The sequence below is a fragment of the Acinetobacter sp. YH12094 genome, from assembly GCF_013419295.1.
In the GTDB taxonomy this organism is placed as follows: Bacteria; Pseudomonadota; Gammaproteobacteria; order Pseudomonadales; family Moraxellaceae; genus Acinetobacter; species Acinetobacter amyesii.
This window is the reverse complement of sequence record NZ_VPAK01000003.1, coordinates 249,714-265,279: the sequence shown is the minus strand read 5'-3', so window position 1 is coordinate 265,279 and position 15,566 is coordinate 249,714. Positions and strand designations below refer to the sequence as shown.

16 protein-coding genes are annotated in these 15,566 nt (G+C 39.7%); 6 read left to right on the top strand and 10 right to left on the bottom strand.

Features of this window, described 5'->3' with window-relative positions:
• Window positions 1-258 precede the first annotated feature (258 nt).
• The 3 genes from FTU34_RS03655 (at window position 259) to FTU34_RS03645 (ending at window position 2,440) form a co-directional block, all read left to right on the top strand.
• Complete coding sequence (locus FTU34_RS03655) at window positions 259-1,464, top strand: DUF1615 domain-containing protein (protein WP_078193585.1); 1,206 nt, start codon at window positions 259-261, stop codon at window positions 1,462-1,464.
• Entirely contained in the window at window positions 1,431-2,060 is a 630-nt protein-coding gene (locus tag FTU34_RS03650; protein WP_180034749.1) for an HAD-IB family hydrolase, read from the top strand. The genes FTU34_RS03655 and FTU34_RS03650 overlap by 34 nt, the downstream gene beginning before the upstream one ends.
• 176 nt (window positions 2,061-2,236) lie before the next feature.
• Window positions 2,237-2,440, top strand: coding sequence for a hypothetical protein (locus tag FTU34_RS03645; protein ID WP_180003812.1), 204 nt, complete (start codon window positions 2,237-2,239; stop codon window positions 2,438-2,440).
• An 83-nt stretch (window positions 2,441-2,523) separates the two neighbouring features.
• Here the strand turns inward: FTU34_RS03645 and FTU34_RS03640 are convergent, their stop codons facing one another.
• Entirely contained in the window at window positions 2,524-3,618 is a 1,095-nt protein-coding gene (locus tag FTU34_RS03640; RefSeq protein ID WP_078193588.1) for an acyl-CoA desaturase, read from the bottom strand.
• A gap of 11 nt (window positions 3,619-3,629) precedes the next feature.
• Window positions 3,630-4,697 carry a ferredoxin reductase gene (locus FTU34_RS03635; RefSeq protein WP_180034748.1) on the bottom strand — a complete coding sequence of 356 codons (1,068 nt, stop codon included), beginning with the start codon at window positions 4,695-4,697 and terminating at the stop codon, window positions 3,630-3,632.
• A 168-nt stretch (window positions 4,698-4,865) separates the two neighbouring features.
• On the opposite strand from FTU34_RS03635, the gene fabR reads away from it, so the two are divergent.
• Entirely contained in the window at window positions 4,866-5,540 is a 675-nt protein-coding gene (gene fabR, locus FTU34_RS03630; protein ID WP_372491111.1) for an HTH-type transcriptional repressor FabR, read from the top strand.
• Window positions 5,541-5,602: 62 nt separating this feature from the next.
• Here the strand turns inward: fabR and FTU34_RS03625 are convergent, their stop codons facing one another.
• Both FTU34_RS03625 and FTU34_RS03620 read right to left on the bottom strand, forming a co-directional pair.
• Window positions 5,603-6,400, bottom strand: a complete 798-nt coding sequence (locus tag FTU34_RS03625) for an alpha/beta fold hydrolase (protein WP_180034747.1) — start codon at window positions 6,398-6,400, stop codon at window positions 5,603-5,605.
• 106 nt (window positions 6,401-6,506) lie between these two features.
• Window positions 6,507-6,770, bottom strand: a complete 264-nt coding sequence (locus FTU34_RS03620; protein WP_078193592.1) for a PAAR domain-containing protein — start codon at window positions 6,768-6,770, stop codon at window positions 6,507-6,509.
• Between the two features lie 512 nt (window positions 6,771-7,282).
• Between FTU34_RS03620 and FTU34_RS03615 the strand changes: the two genes are divergently transcribed.
• Entirely contained in the window at window positions 7,283-7,720 is a 438-nt protein-coding gene (locus tag FTU34_RS03615) for a hypothetical protein (RefSeq protein ID WP_180034746.1), read from the top strand.
• Window positions 7,721-7,832: 112 nt separating this feature from the next.
• On the opposite strand, the gene rapA is transcribed toward FTU34_RS03615, so the two are convergent.
• The 5 genes from rapA to FTU34_RS03590 form a co-directional block, all read right to left on the bottom strand.
• Window positions 7,833-10,670, bottom strand: a complete 2,838-nt coding sequence (gene rapA, locus FTU34_RS03610) for an RNA polymerase-associated protein RapA (RefSeq protein ID WP_180023849.1) — start codon at window positions 10,668-10,670, stop codon at window positions 7,833-7,835.
• A gap of 141 nt (window positions 10,671-10,811) precedes the next feature.
• The gene (locus FTU34_RS03605) at window positions 10,812-11,456 is read right to left on the bottom strand and encodes an RluA family pseudouridine synthase (protein ID WP_180034745.1); all 645 of its coding nucleotides are present in this window, start codon (window positions 11,454-11,456) and stop codon (window positions 10,812-10,814) included.
• A gap of 133 nt (window positions 11,457-11,589) precedes the next feature.
• Window positions 11,590-12,294, bottom strand: a complete 705-nt coding sequence (locus FTU34_RS03600) for a phosphopantetheine-binding protein (RefSeq protein ID WP_180034744.1) — start codon at window positions 12,292-12,294, stop codon at window positions 11,590-11,592.
• A gap of 161 nt (window positions 12,295-12,455) precedes the next feature.
• Window positions 12,456-12,788 (bottom strand): hypothetical protein, encoded by a 333-nt coding sequence (locus FTU34_RS03595; RefSeq protein WP_180012333.1) that lies wholly within the window; start codon window positions 12,786-12,788, stop codon window positions 12,456-12,458.
• Window positions 12,789-13,171: 383 nt separating this feature from the next.
• Window positions 13,172-13,954: a hypothetical protein gene (locus tag FTU34_RS03590; protein ID WP_180034743.1), complete on the bottom strand. Its 783-nt coding sequence runs from the start codon at window positions 13,952-13,954 to the stop codon at window positions 13,172-13,174.
• Between the two features lie 156 nt (window positions 13,955-14,110).
• Here FTU34_RS03590 and FTU34_RS03585 point away from each other — a divergent pair, with 156 nt between their 5' ends.
• The gene (locus tag FTU34_RS03585) at window positions 14,111-15,025 is read left to right on the top strand and encodes a LysR family transcriptional regulator (protein ID WP_180034742.1); all 915 of its coding nucleotides are present in this window, start codon (window positions 14,111-14,113) and stop codon (window positions 15,023-15,025) included.
• Window positions 15,026-15,140: 115 nt separating this feature from the next.
• Here FTU34_RS03585 and FTU34_RS03580 read toward each other — a convergent pair whose 3' ends face one another.
• Window positions 15,141-15,551: a heme-binding protein gene (locus tag FTU34_RS03580; protein WP_180034741.1), complete on the bottom strand. Its 411-nt coding sequence runs from the start codon at window positions 15,549-15,551 to the stop codon at window positions 15,141-15,143.
• Between the last annotated feature and the right edge of the window lie 15 nt (window positions 15,552-15,566).

The window sequence follows — 15,566 nt, the reverse complement described above, 5'->3', positions numbered from 1 at the left end:
TTATGGATTTCAGTTAGTATATACCTTCATTTTTTATAATCTGTTGAAAATGATATTGGAATATTCATCTATTTAGCTCAAAAAGCATTCTTTTTCCAATCATCATGACAGAACTGCTTGTTTTTACACGCGTAGATCTCCATAAATAGATTGACAGTCCCCTATGAGGCATATACATATTTATTCATTACTTATGTATTTTGCATAGTATACTGCTCCTGCTTTGTCGCCCCCATATGGCTGAGTTTATTGGAAAATATGAACAAAACTTTTTCGACCACATTATGCTTTAAATCCCTTTCTGTACTGGCTTTATCCATTGGCTTGGCTGCTTGTGGTAATGGTTCATGGTGGAGCAAAGATGAACCCACTATGGAAGCGGAACAGATTAAAAAAGCCATTCCACCTCGCGTGAATGATCGTCTGTCATGGGCCAATGATATCTACGACATTAGTGATCAGCTCGGTATTCCGACCACGAAAGAAAATGTCTGTACGATTGTTGCTGTAGTCGATCAAGAGTCCAATTTTGTTGCTGATCCGCATGTGCCGGGGCTCGGTGAAAAAGCCGTTAAAGAAGTTCAAGATCGTCTTGAAGAAAAGTTTAAAGATAAATTGGGTGATGGCATCGGTGGTACAGTCGCTGGCTATTTCCAAGATGTGTTAAAAAATCAGCCGAGTCCTGAAGATAACTATTTGAGCCAAATGCGCCGCGTTCAAACTGAACGTGAGCTTGACGAGCTATATCGTGAAATTTTTGACTATATGTCTAAACACTATCACGTGAGTGCGTTAACAGGCGCGGCGAAATTGGTTGGACAAGATATTGGTGAAAAGCTCAACCCCATTACCACTTTGGGTTCGATGCAGGTCCATATAGGCTATGCCAAAGACCATAAGCGCCAAGGTGGAAATATTGCGGCACTACGTACAGATATGTATAGCCAATATGGCGGTTTGTATTACGGCATTCACCGTTTAATGATGTACCCGGCTGAATATGACAAACCGATTTATCGTTTTGCAGATTATAACTCGGGTCGTTATTCGAGTCGTAATGCGGCATTCCAAAGCATGTTGAATGACTTAACCCCTGCTGAGCTCGGTTTAGATGGTGACCTCTTACTTTATAATAAAGATGGTTCTCCACGTTCAGCTAAAAGCCAATCGGAAACCGCGCTGATTGCCGTTTTTGCAGAAAACAATGTGATTGCGACTCCACGTCAAATTCGTTCAGATCTTAAAAAAGAAAAAGATCAGGACTTCGAAGATACTTTGACGTATAAAGCGGTCAAAAAGTTGTACCAAGAAAAGACTGGTAAAGAACCGTTTTATGCCATGATGCCTGAAGTCGTAATTTCTGGGCCGAAATTAAGCCGTGATTACAATACCAATTGGTTTGCCACACGAGTCGATGGACGTTATCAAACATGCATGCGCCGCATCAAAAACCTAAAACTTTAGCCTTATTTGATTTTGACGGAACCCTGTGTAATAAAGACAGTTTTACAGGGTTCATCTTCTATTCCCTGCCTAAAAGGCATATCGTGCGCCAAGGGATTAAAATTCTCCCTTGGATTCAAGGCTATTATCTCAAGCTATATCCTGCACATGCAATGCGTCCTCGCCTATATGCCGCAATGTTTAGCCAAGCCAATCATGAGCATATTTTAAATCAAGCAGCGCAATATGCTGAACATTTGATGGCAGAACTCAATCCTTCACTGTATGAACAATTACAGCAACACCAAAAACGAGGTCATGAAGTCGTTTTAGTTTCGGCCTCCGTTGATTTATATCTTAAACCTGTGGCTGAAAAGCTCGGGGTCAAACTGATCTGTACTGAAACTGCAACCAATAACCAAAAACTGACTGGTTTATATGAAACCTTAGACTGTAGTGGTGAGCAAAAGAAAATTCGCGTTTTGGAGCAATTTAACCTTCAAGACTACGAGTATGTTTATGCCTATGGAAATAGCGATGAAGACCTCGCTATGTTCGAATTGGCCACCCACCATTTCATGAATGGACAGGATAAGCGCCTACCGGAACTCGACTAAAGTCGAGTGATTTAGTTTGTTTTATTAATCAAAGTTAACAATCACAAACTTAAATTTAAGTCGCTCTAATATATGATTAAATTTTGAAAATTCTCCTTTTATTTTGACTTTATAGTGTGCTATTTTTCTCATTAATTAGAAATAATGCGGTCAAATATTAAAAGCGGGAAAAGAATATGAATCAATTCAATCCACCGAAATATGTCAAAGGCCTCCATATTAAATTTGGCGAAAATCCATTTGTACTCCTTGCTCAATTTGCCTTCTCAGCCACTCGCCAGATGTGGACGAAAGAAGAAATTGAATTGGTCATTCGTATGGCTAAAAAAGGAAATTATATGAATTTGATTAAGATCCTCAAATTACATATCAAAAATTGAAATAAATATTTTCCCCAAAGTTAATATAAAAAAGCCATGCAATTGCATGGCTTTTTTTTCCCGTAAATTTAGTGTAGCGTTTATTACTTTTTAAATGGAAACGCATATTTCACAATACGTTTTAGTACACTGCCGTACTGTTTCACTAAACTTGCGTTGTTATAGTTCAAACCATATTTTTCACAGACCGCCTGCACTTTTGGCGCCATTTTACGATAACGACGTGCAGGAACGTCAGGGTATAAATGGTGTTCGATCTGATGGCTTAAATGCCCTGTCAAAATGTGAAATGCTTCTGAACCAGTAAGGTTTGAAGAACCACGGATTTGACGCATGTACCAATGTCCACGGCTTTCATTTTCAAGTACTTTTTTCGGAAAAACTTCAACATCTTTGGTGAAGTGACCACAGAAAATAATGCTAAACGTCCAAATATTACGAAGACCATTCGCAACGAGGTTCCCTGTGAGCACAGGTAATGCTGCCGGCCCTGCAATAAGCGGGAAGAACACATAGTCTTTAAATAATTGCTTGCCGATTTTGGCTTGCATTGGCTTCCATTCTTCTTTGGTCTGCTGTTTTGTTTTGCGACCTTTAAAGTATTTACCCAATTCAAGGTTTTGAATGGCAACACCCCATTGGAACAATAAGCAAAATGGAATGCTATAAATCGGTTGTAATAGATAGCCCGGCTTCCAACGCTGTTCTGGGAATAAACGAACGAGACCATAACCAATATCATCATCCATACCTTTAATGTTGGTATAGGTATGATGTTTAAAATTGTGAGTTTGGCGCCAGTTATCTGCAGTACCCACGATATCCCATTCATAAGTCTGACCATTGAATTTAGGATCATTCATCCAGTCATATTGACCATGCATGACATTATGACCTAATTCCATGTTTTCCATGATTTTGGCAAAACCTAAAAGACCTGTGCCTAAAATCCACGCTGGTGGAAACCAACCTGCAAACAATAATGCACGACCCGCCATAGATGAATATCGAATAGTCGAATACACACGGCGAATGTATTTCGCATCCTTTTCACCTAAGTCATCTAAAACTTCTTGCTTAATCGCATCAAGCTCACGCGCAAGTTCGTCTAATTGCGATTGGGTTAACTCACGGTTTTTCGGATTTTTAAAATATTCAATTTTTACAGGCATGTTCATATTTTTCTACCTTATAAATCAATAACAAGATCTGACTGTGCTGAGTTCACACAAATTTTGAGTAAATTACCCGGCTCTGTATTTTGGCTACCATTGACCATATTTTTAGTCGAACCTTCAACTTTGTTGCAGGCACATTTATTACAAATGCCCATACGGCAACCGTGATTTGGTTTGATATTTTGCTGTTCAAGACTGGCTAAAATTGATTGGCCTTTTGGAATACTGACGGTTTTATTGGATTGCGTAAGCGTGACATTCACAAAGCCAATGTCATCCGTTGCAATTGGACTCATGCTAAATGCTTCACTCATAAAGCACTGTGCATGATCAAATAACGCTTCGGCCTGAGTGACGAAACCCGATGGACCACATGCAAACACTGTACTGTACTCAATGTTGTCAAATTGAGCAGCGTGAGCGGCATTTAATCGTGGATCGGGAACATCTTCTTGGGTAAAGAAAATTTGAAATTTAAAGTTTGGATATTGATTTGCCAAAGCTTCGAAGCGTAATTTGAATGCAGCATCATCGTGATACTTAACCCAGTACATTAACTGAATTGGTTGCTCCGCAATTTGCTTAGTTTTGCTCATCGCTTTCAACAAACTCAACATTGGCGTAATACCACTACCCGCAGCCAATAGTAGCAACGGCGCAGAATTTGACACCAAAGTCATATCACCAAAAGGCTGACCAAATTCTAAGATATCACCCACTTGCGCTTGTTCTACGAGCCATGTACTCACAATACCCGTATTCACTTTTTTTACGCTAAGTAATACGTGTTGATCATCCAACTGAGTCAAACTATAAGTACGTTCGTAACGGATACCATTTACGCAAGCAAAAACAGGATGATGCTGACCAGCTTCACCCATTTTAAACAAACGGTTCACCTGTATGGTTAGGCTAACCATCTCATTTGCTGCATTTTCTTTTTGTACAATTTTGCCGAGAGCCTGATTACCAGACCATAACGGATTAAATTTCTGCAACCAGAAATTTACCGCATTGACGTCTACAACACTGTCTTTGAGTGCGTTTAAAGGCTTTTTCGCTTTTTCGAGTACATGCATAATCAAATACAACTCATGGGAGGTTTTTAATTATTATACACATGTATATATATTTGTATATACGCTTGTGCATTTAATCGGCATTTTCACAAAAGCTATTAGCAGACGCTATAATATGTTAATGTTTTTAATCTATTAAAAAATATGACTCAGTCTGCACAGACGAATATGGTTAACATGTACCAGGAAGAATTACATTCTGAAGCTGAAACTCCACTTGCAGTTCGCACTGTAGGTCGTAAAGCAACGATTACCAAGGAAGAACTGTTTCAGGCAGCGCTTAATTTAATTGGTCCACAAAAAAGTATTTCATCACTGAGTTTGCGTGAAGTTGCACGTGAAGCTGGCATTGCTCCAAATAGTTTTTATCGTCATTTCAAAGATATTGATGAATTAGCCATTGAGTTGATTGATCGAGCTGGCGGTGTGTTACGTCAAATTTTGCATGAAGCACGCCTTCAGGCATCACGTCAGAGCAGTATTATTCGTAGTTCAGTTGAAGTATTTATTCAGCAGCTAGATGCCGATGAAGGCAACTTAAGCCTGTTGCTTCGTGAAGGCTATACTGGTTCACATTCTTATAAAAATGCAGTTGAGCGCCAACTTAACTATTTCCAACAAGAATTAAGAGAAGATTTAATCGTCCTAGAACGCTTAAATCAAAGTAAATTGGCTCATCCTGACATCGTGGCACGTGGTATTACCCAATTGGTGTTTAACATGGGTGCAAAAGTCATTGATCTACCGACAGAACAACGCAAAGAAGTTGCCGAACAAACCATGATTATGATTCGTATGATCTTGGAAGGTGCCCGCCATCTAGACGAAGCACAGATTCGCTAAAAATTAACGGTCAAAAAAAGGAGACGTTCAGGTCTCCTTTTTTATGAGCAAAATTTATTTTTCTAATGCTGTAAGTACTGCATGACGTGTAGCGCTGTCTGTTTCGGCTGCTCAAGTGGAAACATGTGCCCACCTTCAACTACACTATAATCTATACCATAGGTTTTCTTCATTCCGTCAGGCAAACCTTGTTTATAAAAATGGCTGTTATCTGCGGTGATAAGGTGTACAGGCATTTCAGGGGCTTTACGTGGAGTACGCCACCACCATGCAGGTACTGTACGGAAAATTTGCGCTTCCACGGCTTTTGGAATGCTGAGGGTCACGCCACCGCGTTTTTCATCAGCGCGAACACCTTGTGCAAAATAATCCTCAAAACATTGCGGATCAAAACTTTTAAATAAACGATTATTCCGTAGTGCCGTATAGGCTTCATCCAAATTTGGCCAATGGTCATTACGCTTCAATGTAATTGCCGCTGGGGTAAGTTTATCGACAGCTTTGAGCTTTAATTTTTGCATACCTTCAAAAATGGCAGACTTAGGACCGATTACGAAAGGTGGATCCATAATAATCAGTTGTGAAAACAAATCTGGACGTTTATAAGCCGCCATAAGAGTGACTAAAGAACCAAAAGAATGTCCAAGCCCAATCACTTGTTGTTTTGGAAATTGGTGCTCGATATCTGCTATGACTTGATCGACCAAATATCGCCAATCTTTGGTGATCGGATAGCGCTCATCCATACCAATAAGCGGAATCGCCTTCACATCAAATTGCGGTGTAAAGTAGGATAAAAACTTTCGATAACTGGCAGCAGGAATACCATTGGCATGGGTAAAATGGATCGCGCTTTTCATCTAGAACTCATCTAATCAGCTGATGATGACCCATCATAAAGAGATCAATACGATTTAAACAGGACTCAATGAGTTTATCTAGATGACCTAAAAGTCAGTATGCAGATTATTTTTGTGATCCAACCATTGATTGATTTGGTAAGAAGGTTGCGCCACAAGTGGTTTTATCTCCAGCAACCACAACACCACGCCCCTTTACCGTTGTACTTTGATCTGCCGCGATCGCAGCCACAGTCGAATTGCATTTCGGGCAATAATGTTTCATGCCATTTAAATGTACTGCAATACCATTAATCACAAATGAAGGTTCACATTCTGAAACCACACCACCGTGTGACGTTTTACTACCTAAGGTAATTAAGGATTTCATATTTTTATTTTCTTCTAACGAACTACTGAAATTTGAAGCATTTTAACGGAACTACCCACAACTCGCTAGCATCGACGTATAAATTTAACCAAGCCAAAACTTTACTTAACTAAATCATCAAAAAACGACATTAAGACAGTTCGTGATCAATCATTTGAATATGATGCTATCGCTATATGTTCGAATACATTTAATCATTTCACTTTCAGGATTCAATCGATATCAATAACGACAGTTTATGTCGCGATGCCGATTATTTTACTAATCAAAGCATGTATATTGGGTCTAGCAATGAGCATGAAGCAAAGCGCCCCATTTTACAATTTCAGTATTTAACTGAACTTCGAATCAGAACAAGGTGTGTTTCTACACCATGATTAACTTTAGAACCTTCATAGACTGAACACATTATCCAAAACCATTTTTAGAAAATTTTAGATTCCAAACGTAGCACCATATCATTTTATAGCGCAGATAAATAAAGCATAACCATTCTATTTTCAGGAGGTTTTATGATTTTAATAAATGACTTTGATTTAACGCAACCGCAAAAAGTCATCGTGTTAGACCATACACTAGATGACTCAACCCTGTTAACAGAAATTCTGGCCTTGTGTAAGACCGCAGACCCAGAGCTGATCGTGGCGGAAAGCAAAGAGGCTGATTTAGTTCTACGCTTATTACCTGAAATACATGCTTATTGTGGTGCAATCGCTTTAAAACAGCCGCTATGCAATGACATTAACTTTGATTTACTTACAGCTCATTATGCAACACGCAGCCAAGCAGACCGATGTACGATCCAAATTCAGTTAGCAAAAAATCATCCTGACTATACAAAGCTTGATGGCATATTTTATATGTTGGATGAACATGAAGATTTTGATCAAGCCGTAGAATTGCTGAAGAATAGTTACTTTTTTTATGCCGATGTCGACAATTTAGATTAAAAATAAACAATACAAAACTTAGATTTAGCGTAAATCTGTCGTGATTAATTTTACAGTTATAATTTTAGCCATAAAAAAAAGCACCCTAAGGTGCTTTTTTAAGATTCTTAACTTATGGCTTAACCACTACCATAATTTGAATCGCTTCTGGTGTAACCGCCAGACCATCAAGCAGTGTTAAACCTTCTTTTTGCAGTTTTTGTAAACGTGCAATTTCGTCTTCACGAATACTTGGGTTGAACTGCTTCAAATAAGTTAAACGGTCAATTTCATATTGCCATTTGCTACCGTAGATTTCTTTAGCTTGTTGTTTAAAGCCCGGTAATGCACCACGAGCAATTTCAAGCGCTTGCGTATAACGCTGTTCAATGACATCACGACGCGCCTTAACCACTTGGCGGCAACTGTTGCCATCAAGATGATGTAAATAAGGACGTAAAATTTCAGGTGCAATTTTTTGCGATAAATCCTGACCTTTTTCGCTCAGTAATACACGAACCAACTGTTGTGGCAAACTTGACGGCAAATTCAATGCTTTCGGTGCAACGACATCGACTTTAAACCACACTTCCATTAACACAGAACCTTGCGGTAAAGCGGCCGATTTCAATACAGCAACGTTGGTACTACCAAAGCCTTGCGTATTAATCATTTCCATCACACTTTCAGTGAATGGATGCTCAAGTGTTAGATACTGAGCATCTTCACGGATCTGTGCTTGGTCACGATAGAACGTCGCCGTCATACCTTCTTCGTCCAAAGTCAGACCTTGAACTTGCATTTGATCCGTTGGCTTGATGATCACAGTACCATTACTTTGCTCATCAAAATCAATGTTTGTAGACGCCATAAAGCGCTTCATGAACATTGGTAACGTAGTATTGTCGTCGTAGTCTTCAAGTGCAGTCACAATTTCTTGTGCCACGATTGGACGGCAAGAGTTGTACTCAAGTAAACGGTCACGACCTTCTTGAAGTTCAGCTTCAAGCGCTTCACGTTGCACACTTACGGCTTCGAGCAAATCTTCAAACTCTTGGCCTTTATCTGCCAACAAACAATCTTTCAGATTGACGATGAAGTTTTCTTGTAAGGTTTGCGCAGTCGGCGAAATATTACAGAAAATATTTAATGCTTCGTTATACCAACGGAACATACGCTCTTGAGCAGTACCAACCAGATAAGGCACATGAATTTGAATACGATTTTCTTGACCAATACGGTCTAAACGACCAATACGTTGTTCAAGTACATCTGGGTTAGCAGGTAAGTCAAATAACACAAGGTCGGATGCAAACTGGAAGTTACGACCTTCAGAACCAATTTCTGAACATAGTAAAATTTGCGCACCGTATGACTCTTCAGCAAAGTAAGCTGCTGCTTGGTCACGCTCTAATAAGCTCATGCCTTCATGGAACATCGCAGTGCGAATACCCGCATGCAAACGAAGTACATTTTCTAAAGACTCAACCACTGGACCACTACGTGCAATCAATAACACTTTTTTGTGTTTCAGGTCTGTACGCAGACGTTCCATCAACCACATCACACGTGGGTCGGTTTCCATCCACGAGCCATCAAGCTGCGCTTCCTCAGGCCACATTTGTTCACGTAGCTTGCCATCTTTAGACCAGTTTTCTGGCGCAGGTAATGGTGCAGGCTGACAGTCACGACCTGGGAAGCCTTGAATCGCTTCACGGGTATTACGGAATAAAATACGACCTGTACCATGACGGTCTAATAATTCGTGAATGGCACGGAAACGTTGTTCTGGCTCGTCAGTAATTCGATGACCTAATAGACTTTCAATCGCTGCCAAATGCCCTTCTTCGAGCGGCAAATCAGACATCAGCACTTCAGCAATTTTAGCTGTTTGGTGATACTGCTCTTCTTCATCCAAGAAACGATCTAGCGAACTAAAACGTTGTGGATCGAGCAGACGTAAACGCGCAAAGTGACTTTCCACACCTAATTGTTCAGGCGTTGCGGTTAATAACAAGACACCCGGCGTTTTTTCAGCAAGTTCTTCAACAAGGTCATAACGGTCATTGCCGCCTTCTTCTTCTGACCACATTAAATGATGAGCTTCATCGACTACGAGCAAATCAAACCCAGCTTCAAGGGCTTGTTCACGCAAGTCATCATGGTCGATCATCAAATCGACACTGGCAATGATGCATTGTTCTGTTAAGAATGGGTTGAGATCTGGATCGTGTTCTTTAATCGATGCTGTACGTGTCAGATCAAATAATGAGAACTCAAGATTGAAACGACGACGCATTTCAATCATCCATTGATATTGCAATGAATCAGGCACTAAGACCAAGATACGTTCTGAACGACCCGTTTTAAGCTGCTGATGAATAATCAGACCTGCTTCGATGGTTTTACCTAGACCCACTTCATCAGCAAGTAATACACGTGGAGCAAAACGTTTACCCACTTCATGCGCAATATACAGTTGGTGTGGAATGAGACCCACACGTGAACCTACCAAGCCACGTAGAGGGCTAGACTTCATATTGGCTTGAAGAAGCAGTGCTTCGATACGCAGGTCATACCATTCTTTATAGTCCACTTGGCTTGCAAGCAAACGATCTAATGGTTTTGCTAACTGAATACTTGCACCAATACGTGTTTCATTCAGCGCTTTACGCTCTTCTGTGCCATCGGCAAGTTTACGTACCGCGTTATAACGAACCACACCACCACGGTCTTCAAGCGATTCAACAATCCAAATTTGACCTTCTTGGTCTTGGACTTCGTCATTTACATTGAAAACAATACGAGATAAAGGTGCATTGTGACGGGCATAGACACGAGTTTCATCACTTTTCGGGAATAAAATGCTGACCGATCGCTCATCAACATCAATAAGAACACCTAAACCCAGTTCCGTTTCTGTATCTGATAACCAACGTTGACCAATAGCAAACTGCTGCAATTTTTCCACCTTTTTCTCAAGTTCGGTCTGAAAATATTATGCTCAAACTGTGAACGTTATTTGAGCAAAAATCTAGACCATAAAGCAATATATTTTGACATAAAGCCCACTAAATAGTGAGCAGAATTCTTAGGGATTTAAATGATTTTCCTAAAATGGGACAGGACAGTGAAATTCCACTGTTTGCTCTGTTTCAGGATGGTTAAAACTTAAACGCTCAGCATGTAAACATAAGCGCGGCATCAGCTTCTGTTGCTCAGGTGTTGCATACAAAGTATCACCAACAATAGGATGACCTAAATATTGCATATGAACACGAAGCTGATGGGATCGACCGGTAATAGGAGTTAACACTACACGTGTTACGGCTTGACCCTGAATCTCAAAATGTTCAGTGGCTTTCCAATGCGTAAGTGCAGGCTTATTATGTGCAGGATCGGCAATATGCAGTGGCGGATGTTCTGGGTCATACACGACGGGTACATCAACAGTACCTTCACCTTCGAGCGTACCCGCAACCAATGCCTGATATGTTTTTGAAGTTTGACGTTCTTGGAACTGGCGTGAAATTCGATTTTGCCCTTGACGGGTTAATGCAAAAACCAAAATACCTGAAGTATCACGATCCAAACGATGGATGAGCAAGGTATTCGGTTCAATTTTTAATAATCGATTGATAACACAGTCTTGTAAATCTGCTGTTTTTCCCGGAACTGTGAGTAAACCTGCTGGTTTATGGATCACCATAAAGTCAGTGTCACGATGTATCAGGTGTTCGGTTAGAAAATTACTCAAAGTTCAATCCAGTTCTGATCTCGAAAAACAAGGCGGCAATAATAAAAAGCTTAGCCAACAATTACAATGCACAAAGGCATATTTCCCGACGTATTTTCCGATTTAGAACAAAAATAATTCCAATTGGCTTTGTTTAGTCTGTACTGAGTAATTTTTCTAGCAATGCTTTTAGACTTGCATCATCTAAAAAGTCTTCATAACGAATGTTTGCACCATTGGCACGCCACAACCCAATTAAGCTGACCATGGCAACGGAATCGAGTCCATAACTGCGTAAATCGGTTAAGGGATCTATTTCCAATGCGTCCATATCTAACTGCTCTGCAATAGCCAATAATATGCCTTTGGCTGACAAAACGAATTCAGTTGGTGCTGACAGATTCCAAAGCCGCATCAAATTATAACTACTCATATGATGAATCCCTTGGCCTGACATGTAGTCCACCCACTGAATATGCTGTTCCAGATTATTCATCACAATCGCATCATCCACGATACAGATTTGCTCGGTTACGCTATTTAGGTGCGGCAAGATCTGTTTCAGCATAGGCGTGATTTGCCCTGCAAAGATGAGCTGCGGGTGTGTTGTTGCATATTCACCGAGCTGCTGCATGCCTTGAAGTAAATCATCGCCATATAAGTCGACAATGGGAATCTCTAAGGCTTTGGCTTTATTGGTCAGTTGGATCAAATTTTCCATCAACTGCGTATCTTGTATGCCCTGCTGCAAGCGTAAATTTTGTAAGCCAACCAGTACCAATACCGACTGTGTTGAAGACAGCTGCCATTTTGCTTGAGATGGTGAAAATTGGATTTTTTTTGGCATGGGATAAAGCATACAGACTCGGTACATAACTCAAGTTGGAACAATTGATATGCTAACGCAGAATCATATCTGAAGGTGACTTTCGGCTACTGATGATTTACTTTTTGGTCAACTTTAAACTTATATATTTTTTTAATTCTATTAAGTTTATTAGATAAACCTAAGTTTTGGTTTTATTCAAATTGGGATAAAAAATAATCTTGTAAATATTCAAGTGACTTACCCTCATACAGCAAAGAAAAATCACCATCGTGCTCTTCTAAACTTGAGCTGCCATCAATAACACCCAATACATTACTAATTGAATCAATCATTACTTGTCGTAAGATTGAAAAAAAAATTCTCTTATGTTCGTCTGGCAAATTATTAAAAAAACTTATTGCATCAATAAAATAAGGATCTTTTATTTCTGATGGTGAGTAGTCTGTGAACAATCCTTTATAAATTTCTAGGTTTTCGTTAATAATTCCTTTTTTGAGCAGATGAGCTAATTCTTTTGAGTCCATAGCTTTCCATTTATTTTAATTTGTATAACGTCCATTCTTTTTTAAATGAGCATAAAAAATTTTCAAATATAGATATTTTTCTTCAAATATCATTTTTTTATTTTATGATAATTTCTTTAATATTCTTTTCATCCCCAAACAATATTCGAGATACATCAATACTCATAATTGTAAAATATATGTATCGCTGCAGCTCATCCCTAATATACGCATCAAGAATTACATTATTTAATGTAATTCCTAAATCAGTATATTACATAGCATATAAAACTAGCACTGATAGTACCCTAATAAACCCTGATACTTCAAACGACAAGATTTGCTGGACAAGTTTCTTAAATGTTAATGCTGACAAGAGCAGTACTCCTGTCAGCTTATCGTGTTTATTTCTGAGGTTCGACATTCAGTGCAGCCAAAGGTGGTGACATCGGATGTACCGAAGGTTCACCGCCTGCAACACGAGACAGAGGCAGCCACTGTGCAAGTATTGGATTGGTTCGATCAAATAGTGGAGTTAACTTTAATTCAGAAGGTAACAATTCACTCAAAGAGCTCATGCTTTCAAGTTTAGCCAAAGCCTTGATGCTATCTTCAGCCGCATTACCTGTATCCACTTTGGCAGCCACAGTCACAATACTGACTTGCTTTTCATCTTGATTAAACATCAGCCAAGCACTGGACAAACCTAGCGCCTGCGCTTGCTCTCGCAAAGTCGGCCAAACCTCTTTTAGTAGCTGATCTAACTGATCATGCTGTGTAGAAAACCGTTCAAAACGCACAACATGATGTGATGTTGCTAAGGGTTTAAAATCATGAGCACCAGCAACACGCCAAATATATCGCTGTACATTCAAGAAAAATGGACGGCTCCAAAACTTTACATTCGGCTCAAATTCCAATTCTTCACTGGTGAAACGCTCATAATCTTTTACATTTTCCCAAGTATCAAATAAGTAGCGTCCACCAGTCCAAAGCGCACCACTAAAACGGTCAAAACCAAGTGGCATATATTTATGGCGCATGCCCGGACGCACATCCATGCTGCGACGTTCAATTTCCTGCATATTCACTAAATCATGCATCTTGATTTCACTTGCAACCGGGAAGTCTGAAGTAAACGCTGCTTCTGCCTGAATCGGGCCTGTTTCGTAGTTGAGAATCGCCATATGTATCTCCTATATTCGTTGTGGAGTTGTATAAATAATTGCTCTCAGCCAGTGCTGAATCAGCTGTTAAACCCACTTTATCGAAAATAAATTCTTGAAAAAGACCTTCAAATTTAATTTACTTATTACATCGTGTAATTAATAAATAGAAATATTATGCTGCGTCACTATGATGATCTACAAATCGGCAGTCTTGAATTGTTTTGTTTAACCGTGGAAAAGAAAAGTTTCTCTGCTGCAGCAATTGCAGCAGGCATTTCTCCTGCCGCAGTCAGCAGAGCGATATCACGCTTAGAAGCAAAATTTGGGGTAAAGCTATTTGTCCGCACTACACGCCAACTTAAAATTACCGATGCTGGGCAGCATTATTATTATTTTTGCAAACAAGCCCTTAACAGCCTACTCGAAGGTGAAATGCAAATCAGCGGTGAACAGGAACACCCCATCGGCTTACTGAAAATTAGCGTGCCCACAGCTTATGCACATTATCGTCTGCTGCCTAAAATGGCTAAGTTTACCGAACTGTTTCCACATATTAAGCTCGAGATTCATGTCAGCAACCATAATGTAAATTTAGTGACTGATGATTATGACATTGCGATTCGCGGTAATGAGTTAACCGACTCTGGCTTAATTGCACGTAAACTTGAAGATGCTGCATTATGCATTGTGGCTACACCTGAATATTTGAAAAGGCACCCTGCACCTATGAACATCCAAGACTTACAGCATCACGAATGTATTTTGTTTAAATTACCGAGTTCAGGTAAGTCTGGACCGTGGTCACTCATGGATGCAGGCAAAAAAATTATGGTTGATGTCCAAGGAAAAATTACCTGTAAAGATGATTATCTCTCGACCTTAATCTTAGCTAAATCTGGTGCAGGACTGATGCAGGTCTACCGCTTTTCAGTGGAGCAAGAATTACAAAGCGGCGCGTTGGTGGAAGTTCTCAAATCTTATAGCCAAACAACTCGGCCTTTTTATTTACTCTATCCAAAGTCTAACTATCAGTCTTCTAAACTCAAAGCATTTATCAATTTCATGCTGAATGCTTCGGCTCAATCTTAGAAAATTTCGATTTAATGCTATGGGCGAAGTTCCTAGACATTTAAATCAAAATAAAAAAAAGCCCAACATATCGATTGGGCTGAATTATCTATTTCACTCAAGATCATGCTTAGTTTTACTGTTCCAAAAACTTCTCAATCGCCTGCTGTGCAATTTCTGCATCCTGAAAAGACTTTACTCCAGACACGCCCATCGCACCCACCAACTGCCCTTCGTACAAAATCGGCTCACCACCTTCCAACATTCCCGAAAAGGTATCCATAGTCAAAAACCCCATCTGGCCACCTTTAATAATGTCTTCAAATAATTTTGAAGGACGGCGACTAATCGCAGAACATTTGGCTTTTTCTAAGCATAGATTTGCTGTCATTGGCGATGCACCATCCATACGCTTCATTGCCAATAAATTGCCTGTTTCATCCATTACCGCAATGCTGACATTAAAGCCATTTTCTACTGCATAAGCATGTGCTGTGTTTAGTAAAAATTCTGCGTCTGCCAAAGTTAAATAATGCTTGGTTTTCATTTAAAAATCCTTTTC

What these genes read in the sequence shown, in the direction of transcription:
- FTU34_RS03590 (WP_180034743.1), bottom strand. Translation starts at nt 13,954, where the DNA reads ATGGCGATTCTCAACTACGAAACAGGCCCGATTCAGGCAGAAGCAGCG.
- FTU34_RS03635 (WP_180034748.1), bottom strand. Translation starts at nt 4,697, where the DNA reads ATGCATGTACTCGAAAAAGCGAAAAAGCCTTTAAACGCACTCAAAGAC.
- FTU34_RS03595 (WP_180012333.1), bottom strand. Translation starts at nt 12,788, where the DNA reads ATGGACTCAAAAGAATTAGCTCATCTGCTCAAAAAAGGAATTATTAAC.
- FTU34_RS03650 (WP_180034749.1), top strand. Translation starts at nt 1,431, where the DNA reads ATGCATGCGCCGCATCAAAAACCTAAAACTTTAGCCTTATTTGATTTT.
- FTU34_RS03645 (WP_180003812.1), top strand. Translation starts at nt 2,237, where the DNA reads ATGAATCAATTCAATCCACCGAAATATGTCAAAGGCCTCCATATTAAA.
- fabR (WP_372491111.1), top strand. Translation starts at nt 4,866, where the DNA reads ATGGTTAACATGTACCAGGAAGAATTACATTCTGAAGCTGAAACTCCA.
- FTU34_RS03615 (WP_180034746.1), top strand. Translation starts at nt 7,283, where the DNA reads ATGATTTTAATAAATGACTTTGATTTAACGCAACCGCAAAAAGTCATC.
- FTU34_RS03655 (WP_078193585.1), top strand. Translation starts at nt 259, where the DNA reads ATGAACAAAACTTTTTCGACCACATTATGCTTTAAATCCCTTTCTGTA.
- FTU34_RS03580 (WP_180034741.1), bottom strand. Translation starts at nt 15,551, where the DNA reads ATGAAAACCAAGCATTATTTAACTTTGGCAGACGCAGAATTTTTACTA.
- FTU34_RS03620 (WP_078193592.1), bottom strand. Translation starts at nt 6,770, where the DNA reads ATGAAATCCTTAATTACCTTAGGTAGTAAAACGTCACACGGTGGTGTG.
- FTU34_RS03600 (WP_180034744.1), bottom strand. Translation starts at nt 12,294, where the DNA reads ATGCTTTATCCCATGCCAAAAAAAATCCAATTTTCACCATCTCAAGCA.
- FTU34_RS03585 (WP_180034742.1), top strand. Translation starts at nt 14,111, where the DNA reads ATGCTGCGTCACTATGATGATCTACAAATCGGCAGTCTTGAATTGTTT.
- FTU34_RS03640 (WP_078193588.1), bottom strand. Translation starts at nt 3,618, where the DNA reads ATGAACATGCCTGTAAAAATTGAATATTTTAAAAATCCGAAAAACCGT.
- FTU34_RS03625 (WP_180034747.1), bottom strand. Translation starts at nt 6,400, where the DNA reads ATGAAAAGCGCGATCCATTTTACCCATGCCAATGGTATTCCTGCTGCC.